Raw genomic sequence first — 25,903 nt, 5'->3', positions numbered from 1 at the left:
TGTAAGCGGTCGGCACCTCCCCGACAAGCCTCCCCGTCATGCAGATCGCCCGCTGTTGCGCCGGCAAACGCATGATTTGCATATCCGGTTTTTATTGATTGATGAGTCAATCAACGTTAAACTGGCCGCTCAGTTAGACTGAGAACGGACCAGGATTATGCCCAAGATCGGGATGGAGCCCTTGCGGCGGCGCGAGTTGATCGATGCCGCCATTCGTACCATCGGCCAGCGTGGTTCGCTGGACGTGACCGTCGCGCAGATCGCGCATGAGGCGGGCGTTTCGCCTGCGCTTGCGCATCATTATTTCGGCGGCAAGGACAAGCTCATTCTCGCCACCATGCGGCATTTGCTGCGTGAACTGGGGCAGGATCTCAACGCCGCCATCGGACGAACCGAGACGCCGCGGGAACGTATCGCGGCCATCATTGCGGTCAATTTTTCCGCATCGCAGTTCGCGCAGGAAACCATTGCCGCCTGGCTTACCTTCTATGTGCATGCACAACAGTCGGAGGACACCCGCCGGCTCTTGCGCATCTATGCGCGCCGCCTGCATTCAAACCTCGTCTTCGCACTTGAACAGCTGACCTCGCGCGAGCGGGCCAGCCGCATTGCCGAGGGTGCAGGTGCCATGATCGACGGACTCTACATTCGTCACGCACTTGGCGCCGATGCGCCCAATGCTGCCTCAGCCATTGCGTTGGTGGAAGACTACATCGCGGTTCAGCTTATGGGGGAGAAATGAGTATGGAAGCGGATTTCGTCATCATCGGCTCCGGATCCGCCGGATCCGCCATGGCCTATCGCCTGTCTGAAGACGGTCGCTATTCGGTGATCGTCATCGAGTATGGCGTGCCCGATGTCGGTCCGTTGATCCAAATGCCAGCCGCCCTTTCTTTCCCCATGAATATGGAAACCTATGACTGGGGTTTTTCGACCGAACCAGAGCCGCATATTGGCGGGCGCAGCCTTGTAACGCCGCGGGGCAAGGTGCTTGGTGGTTCATCTTCAATCAACGGCATGGTCTATGTGCGCGGCCATGCACGCGACTACGACCACTGGTCGGAAAGCGGTGCGCGCGGCTGGGCCTATGCAGATGTACTGCCCTATTTCAAGCGGATGGAAAATTCGAGCGGTGGCCAGGAAGGCTGGCGCGGCACCAATGGCCCGCTTTATATCCAGCGCGGCAAACGCGACAATCCCCTGTTCCATGCCTTTGTAGAGGCTGGCCACGAAGCGGGCTTTGAAGTCACCGAAGACTATAATGGCGAGAAGCAGGAAGGCTTCGGCCCGATGGAGCAGACGATCCACAACGGTCGTCGCTGGTCTGCCGCCAACGCCTATCTGAAACCCGCCCTCAAGCGCCCGAATGTCAAGCTGGTCAAGGGCCTTGCACGCAAGATCGTGCTGGAAGGCAAGCGCGCGGTTGGCGTTGAGATCGAGGCGGGCCGCAGCTTCTCGACCATCCGTGCGCGGCGTGAAGTCATCATTGCCGCCTCGTCGATCAATTCGCCGAAGCTCCTGATGCTCTCTGGCATTGGCCCTGCCGCACAACTGAAAGAACACGGAATTGAAGTGGTCGCCGATCGCCCCGGCGTCGGCCAGAACCTGCAGGACCATCTGGAAGTCTATATCCAGCAGGAATGCACGCAGCCAATCACGCTCTACTCCAAACTGAACCTGTTCTCGAAAGCGAAGATCGGCGCGGAATGGCTGTTCTTCAAGACCGGCGACGGTGCCACCAACCATTTCGAATCCGCAGCATTCCTGCGCTCGAAAGCTGGTGTGGAATATCCAGATATCCAGTATCACTTCCTTCCTGTAGCTATCCGCTATGACGGCAAGGCGGCAGCGCAGTCGCACGGCTTTCAGGCCCATGTCGGCCCGATGCGGTCGAAATCACGTGGCAGCGTGACGCTTCGCTCAGCCAATCCACGTGAAAAGCCTGTCATCAAGTTCAATTATATGTCGCATGAAGACGACTGGGCCGACTTCCGCCATTGTGTGCGGCTGACCCGTGAAATCTTCGGACAGGCCGCATTTGATGCTTATCGTGGCGCGGAAATCCAGCCCGGTGCGCATGTTCAGAGCGACGATGAAATCGATAATTTCATCCGCGAGCATGTCGAGAGCGCCTTCCATCCGTGCGGAACTTGCAAGATGGGTGCGGTTGACGATCCAATGGCAGTCGTTGATGCTGAATGCCGGGTGATCGGTGTCGAAGGCCTGCGCGTTGCGGATTCATCCATCTTCCCGCGCATCACCAACGGCAATCTCAACGGCCCGTCGATCATGGTCGGCGAAAAGGCTTCCGATCATATTCTCGGCCGTACGCCGCTGGCGTGCTCCAATCAGGAGCCTTGGATCAATCCGCGCTGGCAAGTTTCCGACCGCTGATAAAATGTAAGGGATAACAATGAAAGCACAACCCAAAGCCTCGCATTTCATCGGCGGCGCATTCATGGAAGACAAGGCGGGCAAGCCGTTGCCGGTCATCTATCCAGCAACCGGCGAGGAAATTGCCAAGCTATATTCGGCGACACCCGATGTGATCGAGGCGGCTTATGCAGCAGCGCTGAAAGCGCAAGGCGAATGGGCTGCGCTTAAGCCCGTCGAACGCGGACGCATCCTGCGCCGCACTGCAGAAATCCTGCGCGAAAAGAACAAGAAGCTGTCGAAGCTCGAAACGCTTGATACCGGCAAGGCGCTTCAGGAAACGCTGGTGGCGGATGCAGCTTCGGCCGCGGATGCACTGGAATTTTTCGGCGGCATCATTTCAGGCTTCAACGGCGAGTTCGTGGAGCTTGGCGGTTCGTTCGCCTATACGCGCCGCGAAGCGCTCGGCATCTGCGTCGGTATCGGCGCATGGAATTATCCGATCCAGATCGCCGCGTGGAAATCCGCGCCTGCACTCGCGATGGGGAATGCCTTCATCTTCAAGCCGTCAGAAAACACGCCGCTTTCAGCGCTTGCATTGGCGGAAGCATACAAGGAAGCGGGCCTTCCCGATGGCTTATTCAATGTCGTGCAGGGCTTCGGCGATGTCGGCGCCGCACTCGTCAATCATCGCTTGACGGCCAAAGTTTCACTGACTGGTTCTGTGCCGACAGGCCAGCGCATCATGGCGCAGGCAGGCGAACACCTGAAGCACGTCACCATGGAGCTTGGTGGCAAGTCGCCGATCATCGTGTTCGATGACGCCGACCTTGAAAGCGCTATCGGCGGCGCGATGCTCGGTAACTTCTATTCGACCGGGCAGGTCTGTTCGAACGGCACCCGCGTCTTCGTTCACAAGAAGGTGCGCGAACGTTTTGTCGAACGGCTGGTCGAACGTACACGCAAGATTCGCATTGGCGATCCGCTGGATGAAGCAACCCAGATGGGGCCACTAGTCAACAGTGCACAGCGCGACAAGGTGCTGTCCTATATCGAAAAGGGTAAGGCAGAAGGGGCGAAGCTTGCCTGCGGCGGTGGCGTGCCGAAACTGCAAGGCTTCGACAAAGGCTTTTTCATCGAGCCTACCGTCTTCACGGATGTGACCGACGGCATGACCATCGCTCGCGAGGAAATCTTCGGTCCGGTGATGAGCGTTCTGGAATTCTCCGACGAGGACGAAGTAATCGCACGCGCCAACGATACCGAGTTCGGTCTGGCGGCGGGTGTGTTCACCTCCGACATAGCACGGGGCCATCGCGTAATCAGCCAGATCAAGGCCGGGACCTGCTGGATCAATGCTTATAACCTGACGCCAGTGGAAGTACCGTTCGGCGGCTATAAGCAATCTGGCATCGGACGCGAGAACGGTATTGCCGCGCTCGCCCATTACAGCCAGATCAAGACTGTCTATGTCGAGATGGGCAAGGTCGACAGCCCTTATTGACCGCTGTAATCGGCCCGCGGAATTGAAGTTGGTTCTGCGGGTGTCGGCGTACAGTCATAGCGGTAAAGCTGTGGCGACGGCACTGCCTGCGGATAGACGATGGCACGTTGCGACCGTTGGCTGGCTGGAACCGATGGTGAATTCCGTAACGGCATGGCCCAAGACGGCCTTGTCACCGTATCGGAAGCACCTGTCCCTTGAACGGGAATACGTCGACACTCGGTCCCGAGAGTACCGTTTAATCCGGCTGAGGCCGCAACACTGGTGAAGCTGATCAGAGCAAGCGCCAAAGCGGTAAAAAACAGTCTCATATCGAAACACTTTCAAAACAACACTCCCAAATGCCCCAAGGTCGATCAGGCTCACGACTATAAAGCGCCTCCTCAACCCGGCTCCATTTGTACCGACAAGGCCATTCGGGACATCTTCAAACCTGAAACCAAAGATAGAAGATTTATCCAGGCGTTCAACAGCGCCCCCTGTACGAGACGTTCAAACTTCTGCGAACAAGCAGAAGTTCTATTCTGGCATTCTATCGAGAATAGTTCCTGTTCGGCATCAGACAACATATGGTGATAGTTCCAACAGGGTTGAGTTTATCAGTCAAAATCGGGAGGTTTCAGTTATATTAGAGATTAATAATATACGCTTTTGGTGGCTAGCTAAAATCAAAGCCCCATGCAGAAGAATTTATTTGTTAAAGTACAATAATGCATAAAATATGCACCTAAACAAAAAATATTGATAATAATACATGCTATCAATATTTCGCACATCGTGCGATTTCATATCAACAACCTGCCTTGGACTGAATGACTTGTGATGGCTAATGAGATTTCAATCTCGACCGACATGGTCGACGACAAGCTTCGCAATGATTTTTGGCGATCTGCAATCAAACCCATATATGAAATCGTGGCAGAGAACAGGAAGTACCAGTTTTCTGGAACAATTGCTGCTCGCGCACTCGGCACTTTCCATGTAGGAACGACTTCCTTCAACACCCAGAACTACTCACGCACACGTAAACTCATCGCACAGGGTGGGCTTGATCACTACGTTCTGCAACTTATTACGGCAGGCAGTTTACGCGGCGATTTCAACGGGGTCGATGTCGTGGCAAAGCCTGGAGATATTATTATCATCGATCTGACACAGACCGTAGAAAGCCAGGCATCCGCCGGCTCACGCATCACTGTGACAATCCCCCGCAATGAACTGGAGGGGATAGTAGGCTGGCGCAATTTACACGGCCTTGTCTTGTCAGTGAATGCTCCCCTGACGCGTCTGCTTCTTGAATATCTCCATAGTCTGCAATCATTGATTGGCAAACTGGACAAGGCCGAAGCAAAATCAGCGCAGGAAGCAATGCTGACACTGCTTGGCGCAGGCATCAAAGGCGTTGCCAGAGAAGAAATGCAGAGCCTTCCCGTCAATCTTCCCATGCGCAAGACCATCCTCGCCTATATCGACCATAACCTGTTCAATCCTCTGCTGGGGCCAAATCTTATCGTCCAGAATCTTCGCGTCTCCCGCTCACGTCTTTACCGGACATTTGATACAGAGGGTGGTGTTGCCACAATCATTCGTGAGAAGCGGCTCGATCATGCCTATCGCATTCTGGTCGGCGAGCGCGAGCGTTGCAGACACGTGACATTCAAGGAAATCGCTTATCGCTGCGGATTTCATGACGGCGCACAGTTTACCAGGGCATTCAAGATTCGTTTTGGCATTTCCCCAAAGGAAGCTCGTGAGACAAAAGCCCCGCTGCTATCGTCAGATATGGGCAACTTCGATTATACGATACATCTTGCCGAAGAAGCCGCCAAACTCGGCGTTGTCAAACCCTAGCCCGTCAACCGGAAGAAAGACGGTCCAGAAAGTCATCGCACCAGTGATTGACGTCGTGGGTGATCAGAAAAGCCATCATGCTTTCAAACCGCTCCCTACGCTCCTCAAGCGGCATGGAAAGTGCGCGGGCCATCGCATAAGCCATCGCCTCGGTGTCATATGGGTTGACCAGAATTGCGCCATCCAGTTCCTGCGCGGCACCGGCAAAGCGGGACAGGACTAGCACGCCCGGATTCTCGGGATCCTGTGCGGCGACATATTCCTTGGCGACAAGATTCATGCCATCGCGCAACGGTGTAACCAGTCCCACAGCGGCAAGCCGATATAACCCTGCCAGCACTTCCCGGTTCAAAGAGCGATTGATGTAACGTATTGGCGTCCAGTCGACGGTAGCGTTCGCACCATTCACTCGCCCGGCAAGTTCCGCCACCGCGCGTTGCATGTCCTTGTATTCTGGGACTTCCGAGCGGGATTTCGGCGTGACCTGCAGGAAAGTGACCTTGCCACGATTGCCGGGATCAACCTTCAGGAAATGCTCGAAAGCTTCCATTCGGTTGGTGATGCCCTTGGAATAGTCCAGCCGATCGACACCGATGATAAGATCGCGGTCCAGCATGCTGTCGCTCATGCGCTTTACCGTCGGGTGGCGTTGCGCCTTTTTGGCTATCTCGGCGAATGCGGCTGTCTCGATACCGATGCCGAAGCGCTCGGCACGGAACTGATGTCCGAAAGCCTCGAACAGACCGTCATCATCGAGACGCTTGCCGATTTTCTCCCGCCGCAGACAGCCGATGAAATTATCGACGTCGTTCTCGGTCTGGAAGCCCACCACATCATATGAAGCAAGGCCACGCATGATCGTTTCATGCACGGGCAGCGTGAATAGAATATCAGCGGGAGGCCAGGGAATATGTAGGAAAAAGCCGATGCGATTGGTGACACCGAGATTGCGTAGTTCGGCGGCCAGTGGAATGAGATGGTAATCGTGAATCCATATCACATCCTCCGGCTCGATCATCGGTAGAAGATGCTTCGCAAACAAGCGATTGACCCGGAAATATCCCGCCATGTCCTTGCGCGTGTAATCGATCAAGTCGAGACGATAATGACAGAGCGGCCAGAGCATGCGGTTGGCGAAGCCAGCATAATATTCATCGATATCCTTCTTGTGGAGATCGAGCAGCGCGTAGCGAATGGAGCCCACATCGCGGATCGCCAGTTCCTGTTTTTGGCGATTGGGAAGTGTCTTTCCGGACCAACCGAGCCAAATACCGCCGCGTTCGCTGAGCGCCGCCTGCAACGCAACTGCCAAGCCGCCCGCAGGCGCCTTGCCCTGCTCATCAGGCAACGGAACACGATTGGAGACCACGATCAGTCGGCCCATACGTCAAGTCCTTTCAGTATTATTCTCATTCACGATCGCAGAAAGCCAAAGCCACAGCTCACCCGGGCTTGCCAGTCTGGCTGCGCTCGGATGGTCGATCGCACGGCCGATCACGACGGCTGTACCGCCAAGTTTGCGCGCCGCGCCAAGCATCGGTAAATCTGTCAGGTCGTCGCCGAATGCGATCGGCACCCTCCCCGCAAATGGCTCTTCTTCCATGAAGCGGCGCAAGGCAGCACCCTTGTCGCTGATTGCCGGGCGCAGCTCGAAAACCATCTTGCCAGATTGCACGATCCAATCCGGCCCGGCGAGCTTCAGTGCCTTCCCGACGAGATCGTGCGCCAGATCGGCTTTTTCTGGCGCGGAGCGATAATGAAGGGCAACCGCACTGCCCTTGTCTTCGGCGAGAAAACCGCTGACGCGAAGTGCAGCCTGTCGTAGAAAATCCTTCGCAATCAAAAAATGTTCGCCCGGCTCGATCAGCTCAACCAACCCGGATGCGTGCCGGAACTCGGCACCATGCAACGCGGCTATGGGGCCGCGATAATCGGGAAAGCGTTCTTCGATGAACGCAATGGCCCGGCCCGTGACCAGCGCCATTGCACCGGACAGCCGCTCGGAAATGAGCGAAAGCGATTTTTGCAGGCCAACTGGAACGATAACGCCATCGGGATTGGCAGCGATATCGAGCAGTGTTCCGTCCACATCGAAGAAAAGGGCGTGTTTTTGAAAATCGATGACCGGCATACCGATCAAATCGGTAGCCGGGTCCTGTTCCGTGCTGGGCATGTAAAGGCAAACATTCGCGGCAGCGAATGGTTCCCGAATAAATGCAGCACGCACCGATTCCCTATTTACGTCTCGCCGGTCAGGCGGCCCTACGTGCGCCCATAGACATCATCGAAACGCACAATGTCGTCTTCGCCCAGATATTCGCCGCTTTGCACCTCGATAAGCACAAGCGGTAGGATGCCCGGGTTTTCCAGCCGGTGGCGGAAGCCACAGGGGATATAGGTCGACTGATTGGTCGTTAGCAGGATCTCGCGGTCGCCGTTGGTAACTTTCGCCGTTCCCGAAACGACAATCCAGTGTTCGGAACGATGATGATGCGCCTGAAGGCTCAAGCGCCGTCCTGGCTTCACTTCGATCCGTTTAATCTTGAAGCCATCACCTTCCTCTAGAACCGTATAAGTGCCCCATGGACGATGCGCAGTGCGGTGAAGCTTGGCCGCTTCATGACCACTTGCCCGCAGCTTATTGAAGACCTTTCGCACTTCCTGCGCCTTGTCGCGATGCGCCACAAGCAAAGCATCCGGTGTATCCACGACAAGCAGATCGTGAACGCCGACGAGGCTGACGAGCCGGGTTTCGGACAAAACAAAGCTGTCGGTCGTGTCTTCTATAACCGTTTCGCCGCGCAGACGGTTACCCTCACCGTCCGGCGCGATGAGATCCGCCATCGCGGCCCAGGACCCGATATCAGACCAGCCGCAAGACACCGGAATGCAGGCAATATTTTCGGCCTTTTCCATGATCGCGTAATCGATGGAAATCGCAGGAGCCATCGCAAAATCATCCTTTGCGATTTCGATGGTCCTGGTCTCACCGTTGACGCCGCGTCGGGCATGTTCGAGCGAAGCCTGCACGGAATTGAAGATTTCCGGCGCGAAATGCTGCATTGCTGCGAGCATGGTTCCGGCTGTGAAACAGAACATGCCGGAGTTCCAGAAGTAACGGCCGCTTTCGACATATGCCTGTGCGGTTTGTGCGTCAGGCTTTTCGACGAAGCGTAGCACGTCGGTGCCTTCGGCCTCGATATAACCGAACCCGGTTTCCGGATGATCCGGGACGATACCGAAGGTGACGATACGGCCGGTTTCCGCCATCTGCCGGGCCTTTGATACCGCCTCAGCAAATGCCGCCTCGTCCTCAATCAGATGATCGGCGGGCATGACAAGCAATGTCGCATCCAGGCCGTAAGTCGCTGCGGCATGGAGCGCGGCAACGGCAACTGCGGGTGCTGTATCGCGCCCGAGCGGCTCCAGCAGAAACACATTGTCGACTTTGGGCGCCTTCGCATCTGCATAGGCATCAAGTGTCAGGAACAGGAAGTCACGGTTGGTCACTGTGAGGATGTGGTCCACACCGTCGAGCTGGGCCGCGCGCTTGTAAGTCTTGCCGATCAGGGTGCTGCCATCGGGCAGCTCAATGAATGGCTTCGGGTGCGCATCGCGCGAAAGCGGCCATAATCTGGAACCGGAACCGCCGCTGATAATGACAGGAATAAAGCTCATTGCTCAGTTGTCCTTCGTTGCGTTGCGGGCGATGGCAAGTCCCGTATCCAGAAGCTTCGCTGCCTGGCTCTCATCTGAAGCTTCCACGTAACATCTCAGTTCTGGCGCGTTACCGGAAGCGCGATAATGGATTACGTTGCCTGAATGAAAGAAGAGTTTCACACCGTCGATCGTTTCGGACCGAACAATCGGATCATCCATCTGAAACAGTTCATTTCGTGTCATGTCATTTTTGAGCCGGGACAAGAATGCGAGACTCTTTTCCTGCGGGATATTCTGAAGCCTGTCGCTAAGAGCAAAACGGAAATGAAAGTGGGCTGCGATTTCAGATAATGGCTTGGCAAGCTCTTTGATGGAGCCAAGGCAGCCGAGAATTGGCAGCAATGCATCGCGGGTAGACAAGGCAGTCAGCACGCGGTCGCCCCGGCTGACATCCGTACCAAGTAACACACCGCCATTGGCTTCGAAACCGAGAACCGCCTCTATGCCCTCGTCGATGGCCTGCGTCATGCCTTCAATAACATAAGGCGACCCCACCCGTGTTCTGATGACCCGCTCGAAATTTTCTTCCAAAGCGGAATTGGACGTCACAGGCGTCACAATCGTTTTTACGCCGAGCCAGCTCGCCGTAATCGCGCCCACAAAATCACCCCGAACAAAATGCCCTTTCTCGTCCGCGATCAACGGGCGGTCGGCGTCGCCATCTGTAGAAACGATAGCGTCGAAACGACTTTCCTTTGCCCACCGGTCGAGAAGCTCAATATCCTCGGAACGAAGGGCTTCCGTATCGACGGGCACAAACACATCGGATCGGCCGAGCGGCACCGCTTCGGCTCCAAGCTCGCTCAGGATACGGACAATCAGGTCGCGCGCCACACCCGAGTGCTGATAGACACCGACCCGCAGTCCCTGAAGGCTTTCAGGTCCCAGGAAATCGACATAGCGCTTCACATAGTTGTCGGTCGCATCACCACTATGGGGCGCATTATGCAAATGACGAAAGGCAAGATTTTCTGGCAGAGCGGCATAGACCGCACTGATGGCGCTCTCGTCATTCTTGTCGATTTCTCCGTCGTTGCGATAGAATTTAAGCCCGTTGCGGTCGTCCGGAATATGGCTGCCCGTAACCATGATGCATGGCGCTTGCTGCGAAATCGCAAAGTGGCTCAATGCCGGGGTTGGCAAAACACCGCAATCGACCGGCTGAAACCCCGCATCCTCAATTGCCGCCATGCAAAGTGCTAAAATAGCCGGACTGGACGGGCGAAGGTCTTGACCAACAAAAACCTTGTCGCCCTTTTGCAGCTTTCCAGCTTTCGACAGCATTTCAACGAAAGCAAGAGAATAGGCATAAGCGGGCAAACCATTCAGTTCGTCCGCCAGTCCCCTCAGACCGCTTGTGCCAAATTTAAGGGATGTGTCGCTCATGCTTTCCACTCGTTCTTTTCGAACATCAAAGAAGCAACGCCCGCAAGCGCCCCCCAGCTCAAAAGTTTTGTCATCTTATAACGTGAGCCTGAAAACTATCATCCCCACAATGGTGCAATCATATGCACCTTATTGCTGGTCATAATCCGTATAAGCAGGCAATTTCAAATCCTTAACGCTGTCTGCGTTAATAATTTCAATCGGGTTGGACGTGTTGTCGATACCGCAATAAAATTCTCGCGAGCGCATAAATCACATTTCATAATCGTCCACTATGCCATAGACGTCCTGCTAGGTTTATCAACGGTCGATAATATCATTGATATCCGCACCCAAAAATGATTTTTGTCGCAACGGCAACACAGTTCGCTGTCAATTTCCGACATTTCAATTGACCGCATTGGAGTTGCAGACGGTATTAATTGCGTCCAACCACCTGTCTTGCTAAGTATCCTCAAATTCTGAGGTTAGGTCATATGGTTTACAAAAACATCCAAGGACTTCGCGCAATCGCGGCATTGATGGTTGTCATCGCCCATGTGTTTTGGCCTTTGGAGCCATTGCGCGCGCATTGGATTGTTCCTTATGTAGACTCGGTTGGCCCCGCTGGCGTAGACCTCTTCTTCGTAATCTCCGGTTTCGTCGTTTATCTCTCCGCGGATCGGCTTGGAAAGAAGGCCACATCTAATGGAAGATTCTCTTCCTTCCGAGAATTCTCAATTAAACGAATATTCCGTATCTATCCAGTATACTGGATAGCTTTCGGTGTAGCGACCCTGTTGATGACTAAGGTTGAACTTGCTCCCGAGTGGATGGCGCAAAAGCCTTGGTGGAAGTTGATGCTACTCATCGATCAGCCGAACAATCGTATTCAAGCCGCATGGACACTTCAATTTGAAATGTACTTCTATGCGATTTGCGCGCTTGCAATTCTTCTATTCCCTCGGAAGATACTTCTGCTTCTAGGTGCATGGCTCGCAACTGTTCTGGCGGCATGGTTTGCTGCTTATTGGGGCTACACGGCAACGTTCTCAATTTGGATGACGCCAATGGTCTTGGAGTTTGCTTTCGGGATTGTTGTTGCTCGGTTGGCAATGCGTAGTTATTCAGAGTTCGCCGTATCATCCTTGGCGATAGGCTTCTGCGGCCTCCTTCTAGGTGCAGTGGTATTCCGTAAAAGCGGAGGCTGGTGGGATCTTCCCGCCATGTGGCGTGTGCTTTGTTTCGGTCTTCCCAGCGGTTTTATCGTATACGGATTTATGGCGGTCGAGCAGCGCAAAATGTGGACATTTTCACCCGCATGGATCGCATTGGGAGACTCCTCGTACTCATTGTACCTTTGGCATCAACTACTTTTTGCCGTAATGGCATCGTGGTATGTAAGTTCAGACATTGTGAATCATGTCCCACTTGAAATTTTGGCATTGTCGTTCGTTGCAATCGCCATGGTAGTGGGCTTTGCCAGCTACCACTACATAGAAAATTTCTTCAACAAGCAGGCCTTTGTTCATCGCTTAGCCAAAGGGCGTATTAAAACGCCAATCACCGTCACTCGCGTGACTTAACCCTCACTTGAAGCAAGGCGTAGTGATTTGGAAATCGGCGAATTGAGTAATTTTTGTTGGTGCTCTCGGTAGAGCGGAATCTTCTGGCTTTCAATGATAGCAATTTCTGCTATTTCTCTCGCCCAGAACCTTTTGGTAGTGGATTGAACTTAAAGCATTGAATCAAAGAAAGAACCCTCGACACTTGTTCCAGTAAATTGAAAATTGAGGATATATTAGATAGAAAGGCCTTTAAGCTAAACAGCTTTTTCCCGCCGCCTTTCAAAATTAAGAAGAAGGCCGAGACAACTCACCTCCTTACGAGCACTTTAAACATACACCTAAGCAACGAGGACTTCCATCATCTTTTGTTCAGAGAGGGAATGGGGGAAAACATTGCGAAGCGGATGGCTTCAAAATCAGTTCATCCTCATGCTGAGGCGTAATATCTGTCAAGTGGACACCACGCCCACAAAAACAACGCACAACCACTAATGATCATTTCTGACCTCTTCCAGTATATCTTTCACCACAGACTGCAGCGACGACTCCCAGTGCGGCATTGTCCATTTGAATACTGAAGTGAATTTCTCAGTATTTAGACGTGAGTTGGATGGGCGCTTCGCCTTTGTTGGATATTCATTTGAGCTGATGGGAGTAATTTCCGCCGACGGGCCGCCATATTTTCTACTTTCGAAAAATACTTGACGCGCAAAATTACTCCAATTTGTGTCACCGGCCCCAACCAGGTGAAAGACACCGAAATTTGAGAAATCTGCCATCGAGCGGATCACATCCACCACACGGAGTGCTCCATCAGCTAGATCGAATGCACTACTCGGATTCACCCATTGATCGGACACGACTGAAATCTGTTCTCTTGTTTGAGCAATATTCAGCATAGTCTTTACGAAATTTGTTCCATAAGGACTGTAAACTGACGATGTTCGCAGTATTATGTGGCTTTCATTATACTCCGCAACGAGAGACTCTCCCTCCATCTTCGTCTTTCCATACACATTACAAGGATTCTTTTCATCCTTTTCTGTGTAAGGGTAGGCCGATGCTCCATCAAATACATAATCCGTGGACCAGTGAACAATAGGCGCACCGCAGGCAGCAGCAGCTCGAGAAACCGCGCCTGCTCCAATAGTATTCACCTGGTACGCTATTTCGCTTTCAACTTCAGCTTTGTCTACAGCCGTATAAGCAGCAGCCGAAATCACGATGTCTGGGTTTATGCGAGTAATGGCATTCATCACTGTATCAGGCTGCAGTAGATCAATGTCCGGTCGCCCTAGTGTTATTAACTCCATGTCCGATCGCGCGGCAGCCTTACTCCTCAGGCTACGCGCAATCTGCCCCTCCCGCCCTGTAACTAGAACCCTCATACAATACTCTTATTCATTGTTGCGCCGCTGCCTCCCAAGCGCTCACCAGCATAGGTACCACTGCGGATCGGCTCCCACCACCATGCGTTATCGAGATACCATTGAATGGTTTTTTCCAATCCCGTCTCGAAGGTTTCCTGCGGCTTCCAGCCCAGTTCACGCTCGATCTTCGAAGCGTCAATCGCATAGCGACGGTCATGACCGGGACGATCTGTCACGAAGGTGATCAAATCGGCGTAGCTCTTGCCACTTGCGCGAGGCCGCTTCTTGTCAAGGATAGCGCAGATCGTCTCTACCACGCTCAGATTGGTACGTTCTGCACGACCACCGATATTATAGCTTTCGCCCAGCGTACCTGTCGTCGCAACCAGCGCCAGGGCACGCGCATGATCCTCGACATAGAGCCAGTCACGCACATTCGCCCCTGCCCCATAAACCGGCAGCGGCTTTTCATCGAGCGCGTTGAGAATGACGAGTGGGATCAGCTTTTCCGGGAAATGGAACGGTCCATAATTGTTGGAGCAATTGGTGAGCACGACCGGCAGGCCGTAGGTTTCATGCCATGCGCGTACCAGATGATCGGAGGCCGCTTTCGAAGCCGAATATGGCGACGACGGCTGATACGGGGTTTCTTCGGTGAAGATGCCGCTATCGAAAGGCAGATCGCCAAACACTTCATCCGTCGAAATATGATGAAACCGGAAGGCCGACTTGCGTGGCTCCGGTAGTTCGCGCCAATAGGCAAGTGCCGCATTGAGCAAGCGGAATGTTCCGACGATATTCGTTTCGATGAATGCGCCTGGACCATCGATTGAACGGTCAACGTGGCTTTCCGCTGCCAGATGCATGACTACGTCGATTTCGTTGGCGCGCAACGCTTCCAGAACGCCGGTGTCATCGCAAATGTCAGCCTCAAGGAAGCTGTAATTCGGGTGGTTTTCGATCTGACGGAGAGACGCCAGATTGCCCGCATAAGTGAGCTTGTCGAGATTGACGACGTTGACTTTTGGGTCCGAGGCCAGATGGCGACAGACAGCGGAACCGATGAAACCTGCACCACCAGTAACCAGAATGTTCACTTACTCTTTCCCTTCACTCAAAAACGTCCATGTCAGCAAGATTCGATGCCCTGCGGTCTTTTTCGGATAATTGCAATTCAGATTCAAAAACCGGCCATTCGATTCCGATAGCAGGATCGTCAAATCGAATAGATCTGTCATGCTCCGGTGAATAATAATCAGTAACCTTGTAGATAACCTCAGTGTCTTCAGTCAGCGTCACAAAGCCATGTGCAAAGCCCTTCGGCACTAAAATCTGATTCCACTTTTCTGCTGAAATCTCAAGAGACACCCACTTACCAAAGGTGGGCGAACTTTTCCTTATATCAACCGCCACATCAATGATTGCGCCCTTGATTACACGCACCAGCTTATCCTGTGCACGAGGTGCAGTCTGGTAATGGAGCCCGCGCAGAACGCCCTTCGCAGCAGAATAGGACTGGTTATCCTGCACGAACTGCAGGTTAATTCCTGCGCTTTCCAAAGCTGCTGCGTTATAGGTTTCGGAGAAAAAACCTCTGTCATCACCGAACTTACGAGGAATGATTTCGAAAACTCCATCGAGGCCTAAAGAACGCACTTCCATTTATCTGCTTCCTATTTCTTCGACCCGCCGGCGCAAATACGCTGCGTATTCTGTCTTACCCAGCTTTGCAGCTCTTTCAAGGACCGCATCACCGGTAATCCAACCCTTTTCCAAACCGATCTCTTCAGGGCACGCAATCTTTATCCCCTGTCGTTTTTCGATCGTTCGAACAAAGGATGAGGCCTCATGAAGGCTATCATGTGTCCCAGTATCCAGCCACGCATAGCCACGACCCAATTGGCGAACACTCAGCTGACCGCGTTCAAGATAGATATTATTGACTGTCGTGATCTCCAATTCGCCCCGTTCGGACGGCTTGATCGAAGACGCAATATCGACAACCTCGTTGTCATAAAAATAGAGGCCTGTAACAGCCCAGTTCGATTTGGGTTTTTTAGGCTTTTCCTCAATGGAAATCGCCATTCCCGTTTTCTTATCAAATTCGACGACACCGTATCGCTCTGGATCATCAACATGATAGGCAAAGACCGTACCGCCTTTTTGCATCTGAGACGAAAGCTGGCAAAGACGCGGCAGCCCGTCGCCGAAGTAAATATTATCTCCCAGAATCATTGCAACGCTATCAGTGCCAATGAAATCACGGCCGATGATAAATGCCTCAGCCAGGCCATTTGGATGTGGTTGCTCAGCATAGGAAAGATTTATGCCGTACTCCTTACCATCACCAAGCAATTTTTGGAAAAGCGGCAAGTCATGAGGTGTCGATATCAATAGAATATCTTGAATCCCCGCCAGCATGAGCACACTTAGCGGGTAATAGATCATGGGCTTATCATAAATCGGAAGTATTTGCTTTGATACAGCAATCGTAAGAGGATAGAGACGAGTGCCACTACCACCAGCGAGAATGATCCCCTTCATCGGAACTCCTTAAAAGCACTATGTCCAGCTGCTGGTCTGCTTTAACATTATGGCCAGCTTTTGGCGACCATTCCACCTTGAAAACTTGCGATGCCCCCCGTTTTCTAATAGGGCCTTAGCCATTCTCACAAAAAAGCGGCGCCGAGTTGCTGCGACTGGACTGTTTATAATGCCGTACCCCGACGATGAACTATCTTTGGCTTCCCCTTCCCGCAAGGTCAGTGGTGTAATTGTTACATATCGCCCTGATCTGGCTGTCCTTGGCGAACTCATTAATGCTGTATTGCCTCAGTTGCATCACCTCATTGTCGTCAACAATGGTAACGAGGATGAGCTGGCCGAATGGTTCTCTGTTCAGGGCAGGGATATTGAATATATATCGCTTGGCCAAAATTTGGGCATTGCGAAAGCTCAGAATGTCGGAATCGCTCAGGCAAAGAATCTAGGTTCGCATTATGTCCTTACACTGGACCAGGACAGTATCCCGAAACCTGACATGGTTGAGAAGTTAAGAAACGCGATTGAAGAAAAACGCGCAGCCGGGATTGCCGTCGCCTGTGCCGGACCGCGATATGACGACCCCCGCCAGCAGAACCCGGTACCGTTCATTCAAATCAAAAATTACAGATTAGAGCGGCAGAACTGCGCTGGCGCAGACCAGATAGTGGAGGTAGATTATCTCATTGCTTCCGGCTGCTTGATACCAATGGATACGATTGACCAGGTCGGCCCAATGCAGGAAGAGTTGTTTATTGACTATGTGGATATTGAATGGGGGCTACGCGCACAGTGGAAAGGCTTCCAATCCTTTGGAGTATGCGCAGCACTTATGAAACATCAGCTGGGTGATGCTCCTCTAAAGTTCTTTGGTCGTAATATACCCGTGCATAGCCCATTGCGACACTATTATCATTTCAGGAACGCCATCTGGCTATACAAGCAAGGCTGGCTGCATACAGAATGGAAGATTGTCGACGCCTATCGGCTCTTGCGGAAATTTGTCTTTTACAGCTTGATGACGCGTCCAAGATTAAAACATTTGCAAATGATGTCACTTGGAATCTGTCATGGCCTTCGCAATCGCATGGGTAGGCTTGATTAATTCTAACTATAGAAAAATATTTGGACGGTTATGAAGATAATCCTTACAGTCTGCGTTGTCATTTATAATCCGGATAAGGACGAACTGTATAAAACTTTTTCTGGCCTTCAAGCAGCTGCGCATAATACCGCTCAGGATGTTTCACTTAGTCTTTTAATTGTCGACAACTCCGATACAGTGTCAATAGATACAACTTTCCATCCAATGCTGGCTGATATTTCAACGAAAATCATACATGGACAAGGTAATGTCGGCTTTGCACGAGCCAATAATTATGCCCTGGCAGAAGGTGTTGGGGACTTTCATCTCGTTCTCAATCCCGATGTCGAGATGCCTACCCATGCTTTAAAAGCCGCCATTGGTTTTATGTCCAAACATCCAGAATGCGGGCTTCTCACTCCATCCGCATCCTATCCAAACGGGACTAAGCAGTATCTGTGCAAACAGTATCCCAGCTTGTTTGACCTCTTCCTCAGAGGTTTCGCGCCGCGTTTTATGCGCAAGTTGTTCAGAACCGAACTCGCTCGCTATGAGATGCGCGATAAAACAAACCATATTACTTATTGGGACCCTCCCATCGTAAGTGGTTGCTTCATGTTTTTCCGCGGCAATACGTTCTGCGCAATAAAGGGCTTTGACGAGCGATACATGCTCTATTTCGAAGATTTCGACATTTCGATACGCGCACGTCAAGCAGCGCGAATAGCATATGTCCCGACTGTTCAGATAGTTCATAGCGGCGGAAATGCCGCGCGGAAAGGCTGGTGGCATATTAAACAATTTGGACGATCGGCGGTACTATTCTTCTTGTCTCATGGCATCAAAATTTTTTAAAGCTGCGCATCTTTTTAAAAATACAACTTCTAGAAAGCCTTAAAGAAAAGGGATCGGGTAGCGGATGGATATATTATGGCTTCTCAAGCGCGCTGTATTTGTAACCGCGAAGCGGGTCGTTAAGTTTGCCTATCATGATACGAAGGTTGCATCTGCCTATCTACGGCGCAACTCGCTCAGAAAGCTATCCATTCTCTCTCAACATGCAGGCACTCAAAACCACGGAAGTGGCACCTATGCAATTTTCCTAATATGGCAACCCAACCAATTTACCTGGTACATTGAAAACGCGCTCGATGCATTAAACGCGGCTGAAATAAACCCAGTTATCGTCGTGAATCATGATTTGGGAGAAGAGAGACTCGCCTATCTCAAAGCACGATCTCATCGCGTACTAATTCGGGACAATACAGGCCTAGATATCGGCGGATATAGGGATGCCACCCTGTACCTCGCAAATACTGTAAAAAACCATCCATCTCGCGTGATATATATGAATGATAGCGTATATTACTTTAAAGAAAACCTGATCAATATATTCGAAAAACTGGCTGCATCATCCGCAGATATCTGCGGTACGTTTGAGAACTGGGAGCATCATTATCATATTCAGTCTTTTTGCTTTTCTGTAAGTGGAAATTTATTTCTAAATGATACATTTCAACGTTTCTGGGAAAACTATATTCCGGTTAATTCACGGCTTTGGGCGATCCAACAGGGTGAAATCGGTCTGTCAAAAGTCATGGTTCCATTATCCGAGCAGATAGAAATTATCTATCGGCCCAATGATCTTATTGCGCCGGTATCTGGCATTGGAAAAGATCAACTTGTCGATCTGAACAACCTCTTGCCTCAAAAAATCCGTTTTACTGAATTGGACTTACAAGCAACTCTGCTGCAAGACATTCCGCAGGCTTTCGCAGATAAAGTCGCCCTAAGATCTCAGGTCCATACGGGAGCATTCTTGTACCGGAAATTCCTCGGATGCCCCATCATGAAGCGAGACCTTGTCTACCGGCTGCAGTTTTCAATCGAAGAAATTGAAAAAAGGCTCCAAGAGACTGGCGACGAAGGACATCTGGAAGCTATCGTTTCAGAATTGAAAAAAAAGGGAACTCCACAACGCTTGTCAATGGTCCAACAGGTCCGCGTAGCCGTCGGAATTCTTTAAGCAATCGACATATCTGACCAAGAGCACTTCCAGTTTAAATTGTATCGTCGGAAATGCGCTATCTATTAGCTTTTTTAACATTTTATCTCAAAATCAATTCCCGGTTTTGAGAAACTTTCTCCAATCTTTCAATCAGCATCTGCGGCAATATTGACCTGAGCCCCTGCGTTTCCTCCAAACTTGGTAGTGTCCGTCACGACAAGGAGACGGACAGATGAAGCGTTCACGGTTCACTGACGGGCAGAATATCAGAATCTTGAAGGAACAGGACGGTAAGCGGGTAGGCTACCCGGTAATCCCCCCAGGAATTAATAGGGTTCAAAAGTAGAATTTTCTCGGCATTATGATCGAGGAGATTTTTGATGAAGATGAGCAGATTTAGCGAACCGCAAATTCTTGCGATCCTGCGTCAGGCAGAAGGTGGTGTTCCAGTACCGGAGCTATGCCGCGAACATGGAATGAGCAACGCTTCATTCTACAAGTGGCGCGCCAGGTATGGTGGCATGGATGCGTCGATGATCAGCCAGATGAAGGCTCTGGAGGATGAGAACCGTCGGCTCAAGAAGATGTATGCCGAGATGAGCATGCAGGCAGAGCTTTTAAAAGAGGCTCTTGGAAAAAAATGACGCGGTCATCTCAACGCCGGGAGATGGCCAGGAAAGCTGTGGCGTTACGCGGCGTCAGCATTGCACTGGCCTGCCGTACCTTTGGTGTCAGCGAGACCTGCTATCGTTACAGCGCCAGGCTGAACGAAGAGAACGAGCAGATCGCCGATCTGCTGATCGGGCTAACGCGAGCGAAGAAGAGCTGGGGCTTCGGTCTTTGTTTTCTTTACCTGCGCAATGTCCAGGGGCATCGCTGGAACCACAAGCGCATATACCGCATATACCGCGAGCTGGAATTGAACCTCAGGATCAAGCCACGCAAGCGGTTGAAGCGCGACAAACCCGATGCGCTGGCCGTGCCCGAAGCGCCAAACATGGTCTGGTCCATGGATTTCATGGCGGATCGCCTGGAAGACGGCAGGCAATTCCGGCTGTTGAATGTCCTGGACGACTTCAACCGCGAGGGGCTGGGCATCGAGGTGGATTTTTCGCTGCCTGCTGAACGCGTCATCCGCAGCCTGAACCAGATCATCGAATGGCGCGGCAAACCATTCGCCATTCGCGTGGATAATGGGCCTGAATATGTCAGTGGCAAACTGATGGAATCGGCCGAAACGCAAGGAATTGCTTTATGCCACATCCAACCCGGAAAACCGCAACAGAATGCCTATGTCGAGCGCTACAATCGCACCGTGCGACATGAATGGCTTGACCAACACACCATCGAAAGTATCGAGGAGGCACAGGAATTCGCCACGCAATGGCTCTGGACCTACAACAACGAACGGCCCAATATGGGCATCGGCGGCATCACACCCGCACAGAAACTAAAGTAAGCGCGAATTTCTGTGCACCTTCTGAAGCACAGTGCTCTGATGCATGAAGTGTCCACCAAAACAGGTGGACACCAAATCATGGACGATACTCCTAAACTGCAGGTGCGGCTTGTTGGCCGCGACGGCCGCCGTCGATATGACCCTGCCTCCCGAGATCGGCTTGTCGCAGCGTGTTTAGAGCCCGGCGTTTCGGTTTCGCGTCTAGCTCTGGAGCACGGCGTCAACGCCAATCTCGTTCGCAAGTGGGTAAAGAGAGCCAAAGAAGATAGTGCTTTACCTGCGGTATCTACGTTCGTTCCGGTTCAGATAGCTACGGATATGCAGTCGTCTTCTGCCAGCGGTCCACCGACGAATGTGGAGCCGGTCGGCAAGCGATGTCATGCATCCAAGCTGAGCGCGGTGCTGCCGAACGGTATCAGCCTGACGCTGGAATGCAGCGATGTCGATGGTCTGGCGGCAATCATAGGAGCGTTGAGCCATGTTCAGACTGGGCGCTGATCTGAAGGTCTACCTCCATCGGGAACCCATCGACTTCCGCGCGGGCATCAACAGCCTCGCGGTCCTTGTGCAAGAGGTGATGGAGCTGGACCCGTTTGCTCCATCGGTGTTTGCCTTCTGCAATCGCAGGCGTGACCGGGTGAAGCTCTTGTTCTTTGATCGGTCCGGGTTTGTTATGGTCCTGAAGAAGCTAACAGAAGATCGGTTCAGGTGGCCCCGCCGGGAAACTGCGGTGGTGACGCTGACGACAGAGCAACTCCACTGGATCCTCGATGGCATCGATATCGATGCGATGGTCCGCCATCCCGTGCGGCAGTATCAGATTGCTGGCTGAGGATGACAAATTGCGATTGACGCGCAGGGGCGGTTCAGATTCAAGAATCTGATGACGCGCACCGGCGAACCGAGCATTGCAGAACTGATGGCGCAATTGGCAGCCAATGCTGCCGAAATCGCCGCACTCAAAGCCGGGAAGGAAGCGCTCTCGCAGCGGGTCGTCAAGCTTGAAGAAGAACTGGCACTGGCAAAGCTGCACCGCTTTGCCCCGCGCAGTGAAAAGCACATTGATCGTCTCTTCAACGAGGCCGAAGAGGCTGCGGTCGAAGGTGGTAGCGAGGAAGACGATGACGTCGAGCTTCCGGATACTGGCTTGCCTGCGGCCGGGGGCGCTACGGGCAAAAAGCGGGGGCGCAGGCCTCTACCGGCAGACCTGCCGCGCGAGCGTGTCGAATACGACCTTGCTGACGATCAGAAGGCTTGCCCGTGCTGCAAAAGCCAAATGCATCGCATGGGAGAAGCCGTTAGCGAGCAGCTCCATATCGAGATCAAGGCAAACGTCCTGCAGAACGTACGGTTCAAATACGCCTGCCGGCACTGTGACCGTACAGGGATTAGCACGCCCGTCGTAATCGCGCCCATGCCCACGCAACCCCTGCCGGGCAGCATCGCCACCGCGTCGACGCTCGCCTTTGCTCTCGTCCACAAATACGTAGATGGCACGCCGCTCTACCGCGTGGCTCAGACATTCGAGCGTGCTGGCGTTCCGATTAGCCGTGGTGCTCTTGCGCATTGGGTCATCGGCTCGAGCGAGAAGCATTTACATCGCATCTACGATGCTTTGAAGCTGCGGCTGCAATCGCAGTCTCTCATCCATGGCGATGAGACGACGGTTCAGGTGCTGAAGGAAAAGGACAAGGAAGCCACCAGCACGTCGTACATGTGGGCGTACCGCAGCAGCGAGAACAGTGACGAGCCGATCGTGCTTCTCGACTACCAGCCCGGCCGTGGTCAGATTTACCCGCAGACCTTCCTTGGTGACTACCGTGGCATACTCGTCACTGATGGCTACACCGCCTGGCGCACATTGAATGGCGCAACCCATGTCGGATGCATGGCTCACTCCAGGCGGCGCTTCGTTGATGCCCTCAAGGCGAGAAAGAATGGTGGCGGCCCGCCGGAGCAAGCTCTCCGGTTCTTCGAACAGCTCTACCGGATCGAAAGGCAGGCGAGAGACAAGACCCCAGATCCGAGGGAGACAAAGGCCGATTGCATTCGCCGTTTCCGCCAGCAGCACAGCCTGCCTGTCCTGAACGCCCTAAAGGCGTGGCTCGACAATATCGCGCCAAAGATCGTGCCGGATACCAAGCTCGGCGATGCGGTGTCCTACACCCTGAACCAATGGAGTTACCTGACGCGTTACACCAGCGACGGCAGGATGCCGATCGATAACAACATTCTGGAACGCGAGATCAGAGTTTTTGCCACCGGCAGAAAATCGTGGCTGTTCAGCGATACCGCTGACGGGGCCAAGGCCAGTGCTGTGATCTACAGTCTGATGCTGACTTGCCGCGCCTGTGGTGTCGACCCGCTCACCTGGCTACGCCACGTGCTTACTGAGCTACCTCAGCGCGAAGAAACGGCCGACATCGGCGACCTGCTGCCGTTCAACTTCTCCAAGGCAAATGCCCAATAAAGCTGGGTACCGCTAGAACCCGTGAGGGTTACGCCTGAAGAGGCCGTCTAGGCGCATCGAAAATCGCGCTTACAAACTAAAAGCGGCTGCGTGAATTCTACTGACGAGCCCCGTTAAAAACGGGGGGATTACCGAAGCGCCGCGCCAACGGGAACGGTTTTACCCATGATATCTTCCTTTATGTGGTGGGAGTGTCAGTAAGACGAATTCCGACGAGCTATTCGCGCGCATATACCTTCAGGTAAAAAGATACTGCGCCTGTGCGCGGATATGCTTTTTACGATGCAGACATCACAACGACCGGATTGCATATAAAGTGACGCCATAATAAGCGTAGTATTGAACTTTCGGGCACATTGGGTTTTGGGAAAATATGACTAAACGGCTTGCTATCGCGTTTTTCTTTGACGAAAATCATATAGTTGACGACTATATGATTTATCTCATGAGGCATCTAAAGCCATTCGTTGATCATACGATTTTTGTTTCTAACGGGCCACTTTCCAAAGCCTCCGAGATCGCCTTGGACGATGTCGCCGAAGAGATAATTCTTCGCAAAAATGAAGGGTTCGACGTTTGGGCCTATAAGGCTGGCCTTGAACACATCGGCTATGACCGTCTCAAAGAATATGATGAAGTCCTGCTTTACAATCACACCTTTTATGGACCCATTTTCCCGTTCTCAGAAATGTTCGATGAGATGGAGAAGCGGCCAGATGATTTCTGGGGGATATCCTCACATGGACAACTTGACCCAAACCCATTCACCGGATCTGGTGTCCTCCCTACGCACATAAATTCGCACTTCATTGCAGTACGACAGCCATTATTAAGCTCTCAGATATTCCGCCAATACTGGGAGAAAATGGATAAAATTAATACGTATGATGAGTCCGTACTTAAGCATGAGTCTCGTTTCACATCATATTTTGAGAAATATGGGTATAAGTGGAGTACTTATGTTGATCTAAAGGACTACGACACACCATATCCGGTCTTTCTAAACATAAGCAAGTCACTCGAAGAAAGGAGTCCCATCCTAAAGAGACGCTTATTTTTTCATGACCCACTTTTCCTTGATCATCATGCTGTAGATGTACCAAGAGCTATCAATTTTATTGAGAAATATTCCGATTATGACACGAACCTAATCTGGAAAAATATTGTGCGTGGTGCCGAACCGCGCATCCTAAACACTAATGCTGCACTGACAAAGATTTTACCAGATTATCGGGTAGCCGAGCGCGCACCCCCGCAGCAGGTCAAGATAGCTCTTTGTGCTCATATTTATTACGAAGATATGATAGACGAGCTATTGGATGCAGCCGACAATCTGCCTTTCCCTTACGACTTAATTGCCACAACCGACAGCTTGGAAAAAAAGCAGCATATCGAAAAAGCAGCTTCCACGAGAACGTCCATCAGCAACATCATAGTTCGCTTGGTCGATCAAAATCGCGGACGAGACATGTCTGCGCTTTTTATAGCATGTAGAGATTTGTTCCTCGACGATCAATATGATCTCGTTTTGCGACTCCATACAAAAAAGTCCCCGCAAGTTGCGGCAGAGCATAGCTCCGTCTTCAAAAGACACCTGATAGAAAACCTTGTTGGATCGGCACCGTATGCCGAAAGCATACTTCATCATTTTCAAGAGAATAAGTGTCTTGGTTTGGCATTCCCTCCTGTAATACATTTTTCTTATCCAACGCTTGGCAAAGCTTGGTTCAAGAACAAAGAAAAAGTACAAGATTTATGTGAAGAACTAAATATTCGAGTGAAAATCGATGAGGATACACCCGTCGCACCGTATGGAACAATGTTCTGGTTTCGCCCCGAAGCACTACGTAAGTTATTCAGCCATGAATGGCAGTGGTCGGATTTCAACAAAGAGCCATACCACATTGATGGTGGCCTAGCACACGCCCTTGAGCGCCTCATCGGATATGCCGCTATGGATGCCGGTTATACCGTTCATCATGTTATGACCCCGACTCAGGCTGCGCAAAACTACGGATACCTCGAATATAAATATCAGAAAATTGTATCTCTCGCTCCTGACCACTATACATATTATTTAGCCCAAGTTCTAAGTTATTGGAAATTGAACAAACATCCATTGGATAGGTACGAGTATACAAACATCAGCATTCGGAAAAGCTTTCGAATGCTGATTGGGGCCGTAAAACGATCATTTCAGTTCCGTGCTGGAAAATTAAAATCTAAGGTGAATATCTCTCAAATTCCCAAAGTGAAGAAAACGCGAGACATAACCGGTACTGGAGTAAGGTAATTCAAAACAGTAAGGCTATTCAAATGGTCGCTATGAATGCGACGTCTCAACGATTGTATCTTTGCAAGTTTGTGAGAAGATAGTTAATCACTGTTGAAGTCCCCACTTCATATCAGCGGGACCACGACAGAACGTGAACGTCCGGTGAGTGAATTTTGCTGATGGAGCCTGACCTTGCCCCCAAGTTTTATCCAGTTTTGAGTTCGCTCCAGCGGTTTTTTGAGGTGCACCCCGATTTTGGGCCACGGAGAGCTGGAATTTTCCGGGTTTAAGGCTCAAAGCGGCGGGGATGCCGTT

Annotated in this window: 22 protein-coding genes; 13 read left to right on the top strand and 9 right to left on the bottom strand. The window is 51.9% G+C overall.

Features of this window, described 5'->3' with window-relative positions; translation table 11 throughout:
- Positions 1-157 precede the first annotated feature (157 nt).
- The 4 genes from betI to AC1RHM_RS21910 all read left to right on the top strand — a co-directional run bounded on the left by betI (position 158) and on the right by AC1RHM_RS21910 (position 5,728).
- Entirely contained in the window at positions 158-742 is a 585-nt protein-coding gene (betI, locus tag AC1RHM_RS21925) for a transcriptional regulator BetI (protein ID WP_012092476.1), read from the top strand.
- 2 nt (positions 743-744) lie between these two features.
- Positions 745-2,394 carry a choline dehydrogenase gene (gene betA / locus AC1RHM_RS21920; protein WP_036585846.1) on the top strand — a complete coding sequence of 550 codons (1,650 nt, stop codon included), beginning with the start codon at positions 745-747 and terminating at the stop codon, positions 2,392-2,394.
- A 19-nt stretch (positions 2,395-2,413) separates the two neighbouring features.
- Positions 2,414-3,877, top strand: a complete 1,464-nt coding sequence (betB, locus tag AC1RHM_RS21915) for a betaine-aldehyde dehydrogenase (RefSeq protein ID WP_122241957.1) — start codon at positions 2,414-2,416, stop codon at positions 3,875-3,877.
- An 822-nt stretch (positions 3,878-4,699) separates the two neighbouring features.
- Entirely contained in the window at positions 4,700-5,728 is a 1,029-nt protein-coding gene (locus AC1RHM_RS21910) for an AraC-like ligand-binding domain-containing protein (RefSeq protein WP_122241958.1), read from the top strand.
- 4 nt (positions 5,729-5,732) lie between these two features.
- Here AC1RHM_RS21910 and otsA read toward each other — a convergent pair whose 3' ends face one another.
- From otsA to AC1RHM_RS21890, 4 genes are all read right to left on the bottom strand, one after another.
- Positions 5,733-7,112, bottom strand: coding sequence for an alpha,alpha-trehalose-phosphate synthase (UDP-forming) (otsA, locus tag AC1RHM_RS21905; protein WP_122241959.1), 1,380 nt, complete (start codon positions 7,110-7,112; stop codon positions 5,733-5,735).
- Positions 7,113-7,115: 3 nt separating this feature from the next.
- Positions 7,116-7,901 (bottom strand): trehalose-phosphatase, encoded by a 786-nt coding sequence (gene otsB / locus AC1RHM_RS21900; protein WP_122241967.1) that lies wholly within the window; start codon positions 7,899-7,901, stop codon positions 7,116-7,118.
- A gap of 89 nt (positions 7,902-7,990) precedes the next feature.
- Positions 7,991-9,406 carry a mannose-1-phosphate guanylyltransferase/mannose-6-phosphate isomerase gene (locus AC1RHM_RS21895; RefSeq protein ID WP_492332625.1) on the bottom strand — a complete coding sequence of 472 codons (1,416 nt, stop codon included), beginning with the start codon at positions 9,404-9,406 and terminating at the stop codon, positions 7,991-7,993.
- 3 nt (positions 9,407-9,409) lie between these two features.
- The gene (locus AC1RHM_RS21890) at positions 9,410-10,834 is read right to left on the bottom strand and encodes a phosphomannomutase (protein WP_492332624.1); all 1,425 of its coding nucleotides are present in this window, start codon (positions 10,832-10,834) and stop codon (positions 9,410-9,412) included.
- Positions 10,835-11,310: 476 nt separating this feature from the next.
- Between AC1RHM_RS21890 and AC1RHM_RS21885 the strand changes: the two genes are divergently transcribed.
- Positions 11,311-12,399: an acyltransferase family protein gene (locus tag AC1RHM_RS21885; RefSeq protein ID WP_492332623.1), complete on the top strand. Its 1,089-nt coding sequence runs from the start codon at positions 11,311-11,313 to the stop codon at positions 12,397-12,399.
- A 470-nt stretch (positions 12,400-12,869) separates the two neighbouring features.
- Here AC1RHM_RS21885 and rfbD read toward each other — a convergent pair whose 3' ends face one another.
- The 4 genes from rfbD to rfbA are packed head-to-tail and all read right to left on the bottom strand — an operon-like array spanning position 12,870 to position 16,295.
- Positions 12,870-13,769 (bottom strand): dTDP-4-dehydrorhamnose reductase, encoded by a 900-nt coding sequence (gene rfbD / locus AC1RHM_RS21880; RefSeq protein WP_492332622.1) that lies wholly within the window; start codon positions 13,767-13,769, stop codon positions 12,870-12,872.
- Positions 13,766-14,848 carry a dTDP-glucose 4,6-dehydratase gene (gene rfbB / locus AC1RHM_RS21875; RefSeq protein ID WP_492332621.1) on the bottom strand — a complete coding sequence of 361 codons (1,083 nt, stop codon included), beginning with the start codon at positions 14,846-14,848 and terminating at the stop codon, positions 13,766-13,768. The genes rfbD and rfbB overlap by 4 nt, the downstream gene beginning before the upstream one ends.
- Positions 14,849-14,861: 13 nt before the next feature.
- A complete protein-coding gene (gene rfbC, locus AC1RHM_RS21870; protein WP_123218600.1) occupies positions 14,862-15,413 on the bottom strand; it encodes a dTDP-4-dehydrorhamnose 3,5-epimerase in 552 nt (183 codons plus the stop codon).
- Entirely contained in the window at positions 15,414-16,295 is an 882-nt protein-coding gene (rfbA, locus tag AC1RHM_RS21865; RefSeq protein ID WP_123218599.1) for a glucose-1-phosphate thymidylyltransferase RfbA, read from the bottom strand.
- Between the two features lie 169 nt (positions 16,296-16,464).
- Here rfbA and AC1RHM_RS21860 point away from each other — a divergent pair, with 169 nt between their 5' ends.
- From AC1RHM_RS21860 to AC1RHM_RS21825, 8 genes are all read left to right on the top strand, one after another.
- Positions 16,465-17,397 carry a glycosyltransferase family 2 protein gene (locus AC1RHM_RS21860; RefSeq protein ID WP_123218598.1) on the top strand — a complete coding sequence of 311 codons (933 nt, stop codon included), beginning with the start codon at positions 16,465-16,467 and terminating at the stop codon, positions 17,395-17,397.
- Between the two features lie 30 nt (positions 17,398-17,427).
- Positions 17,428-18,231, top strand: coding sequence for a glycosyltransferase (locus AC1RHM_RS21855; RefSeq protein WP_492332620.1), 804 nt, complete (start codon positions 17,428-17,430; stop codon positions 18,229-18,231).
- Between the two features lie 64 nt (positions 18,232-18,295).
- Positions 18,296-19,402, top strand: a complete 1,107-nt coding sequence (locus AC1RHM_RS21850) for a rhamnan synthesis F family protein (protein ID WP_123218597.1) — start codon at positions 18,296-18,298, stop codon at positions 19,400-19,402.
- A 362-nt stretch (positions 19,403-19,764) separates the two neighbouring features.
- A protein-coding gene (locus AC1RHM_RS21845; protein WP_492332619.1) for an IS3 family transposase occupies positions 19,765-20,843 on the top strand; the annotation gives its coding sequence in 2 pieces (ribosomal slippage) (positions 19,765-20,020 and positions 20,020-20,843; 1,080 coding nt in all).
- A 78-nt stretch (positions 20,844-20,921) separates the two neighbouring features.
- Positions 20,922-21,341 (top strand): IS66-like element accessory protein TnpA, encoded by a 420-nt coding sequence (tnpA, locus tag AC1RHM_RS21840; protein WP_282188661.1) that lies wholly within the window; start codon positions 20,922-20,924, stop codon positions 21,339-21,341.
- The gene (tnpB, locus tag AC1RHM_RS21835; RefSeq protein WP_012477958.1) at positions 21,322-21,675 is read left to right on the top strand and encodes an IS66 family insertion sequence element accessory protein TnpB; all 354 of its coding nucleotides are present in this window, start codon (positions 21,322-21,324) and stop codon (positions 21,673-21,675) included. Before tnpA ends, tnpB begins: the two co-directional genes overlap by 20 nt.
- A 51-nt stretch (positions 21,676-21,726) precedes the next feature.
- Positions 21,727-23,313: an IS66 family transposase gene (tnpC, locus tag AC1RHM_RS21830; RefSeq protein ID WP_492332618.1), complete on the top strand. Its 1,587-nt coding sequence runs from the start codon at positions 21,727-21,729 to the stop codon at positions 23,311-23,313.
- A 373-nt stretch (positions 23,314-23,686) separates the two neighbouring features.
- Complete coding sequence (locus AC1RHM_RS21825) at positions 23,687-25,606, top strand: rhamnan synthesis F family protein (RefSeq protein ID WP_492332617.1); 1,920 nt, start codon at positions 23,687-23,689, stop codon at positions 25,604-25,606.
- 87 nt (positions 25,607-25,693) lie between these two features.
- Here the strand turns inward: AC1RHM_RS21825 and AC1RHM_RS21820 are convergent.
- On the bottom strand, positions 25,694-25,903 hold a 210-nt coding region (locus AC1RHM_RS21820; protein ID WP_492332616.1), incomplete at its 5' end, for a hypothetical protein.

It is taken from the genome of Brucella sp. GW823-FHT04E01 (assembly GCF_058796175.1).
Note: the sequence above shows the minus strand (reverse complement) of the source record. Positions and strands in the feature narration are given on the sequence as shown.

Coding starts and splice junctions, on each gene's coding strand:
- betI (WP_012092476.1), top strand. CDS start 158: ATGCCCAAGATCGGGATGGAGCCCTTGCGGCGGCGCGAGTTGATCGAT.
- betA (WP_036585846.1), top strand. CDS start 745: ATGGAAGCGGATTTCGTCATCATCGGCTCCGGATCCGCCGGATCCGCC.
- betB (WP_122241957.1), top strand. CDS start 2,414: ATGAAAGCACAACCCAAAGCCTCGCATTTCATCGGCGGCGCATTCATG.
- AC1RHM_RS21910 (WP_122241958.1), top strand. CDS start 4,700: ATGGCTAATGAGATTTCAATCTCGACCGACATGGTCGACGACAAGCTT.
- otsA (WP_122241959.1), bottom strand. CDS start 7,112: ATGGGCCGACTGATCGTGGTCTCCAATCGTGTTCCGTTGCCTGATGAG.
- otsB (WP_122241967.1), bottom strand. CDS start 7,901: ATGCCCAGCACGGAACAGGACCCGGCTACCGATTTGATCGGTATGCCG.
- AC1RHM_RS21895 (WP_492332625.1), bottom strand. CDS start 9,406: ATGAGCTTTATTCCTGTCATTATCAGCGGCGGTTCCGGTTCCAGATTA.
- AC1RHM_RS21890 (WP_492332624.1), bottom strand. CDS start 10,834: ATGAGCGACACATCCCTTAAATTTGGCACAAGCGGTCTGAGGGGACTG.
- AC1RHM_RS21885 (WP_492332623.1), top strand. CDS start 11,311: ATGGTTTACAAAAACATCCAAGGACTTCGCGCAATCGCGGCATTGATG.
- rfbD (WP_492332622.1), bottom strand. CDS start 13,769: ATGAGGGTTCTAGTTACAGGGCGGGAGGGGCAGATTGCGCGTAGCCTG.
- rfbC (WP_123218600.1), bottom strand. CDS start 15,413: ATGGAAGTGCGTTCTTTAGGCCTCGATGGAGTTTTCGAAATCATTCCT.
- rfbA (WP_123218599.1), bottom strand. CDS start 16,295: ATGAAGGGGATCATTCTCGCTGGTGGTAGTGGCACTCGTCTCTATCCT.
- AC1RHM_RS21860 (WP_123218598.1), top strand. CDS start 16,465: ATGCCGTACCCCGACGATGAACTATCTTTGGCTTCCCCTTCCCGCAAG.
- AC1RHM_RS21855 (WP_492332620.1), top strand. CDS start 17,428: ATGAAGATAATCCTTACAGTCTGCGTTGTCATTTATAATCCGGATAAG.
- AC1RHM_RS21850 (WP_123218597.1), top strand. CDS start 18,296: ATGGATATATTATGGCTTCTCAAGCGCGCTGTATTTGTAACCGCGAAG.
- tnpA (WP_282188661.1), top strand. CDS start 20,922: ATGGACGATACTCCTAAACTGCAGGTGCGGCTTGTTGGCCGCGACGGC.
- tnpB (WP_012477958.1), top strand. CDS start 21,322: ATGTTCAGACTGGGCGCTGATCTGAAGGTCTACCTCCATCGGGAACCC.
- tnpC (WP_492332618.1), top strand. CDS start 21,727: ATGACGCGCACCGGCGAACCGAGCATTGCAGAACTGATGGCGCAATTG.
- AC1RHM_RS21825 (WP_492332617.1), top strand. CDS start 23,687: ATGACTAAACGGCTTGCTATCGCGTTTTTCTTTGACGAAAATCATATA.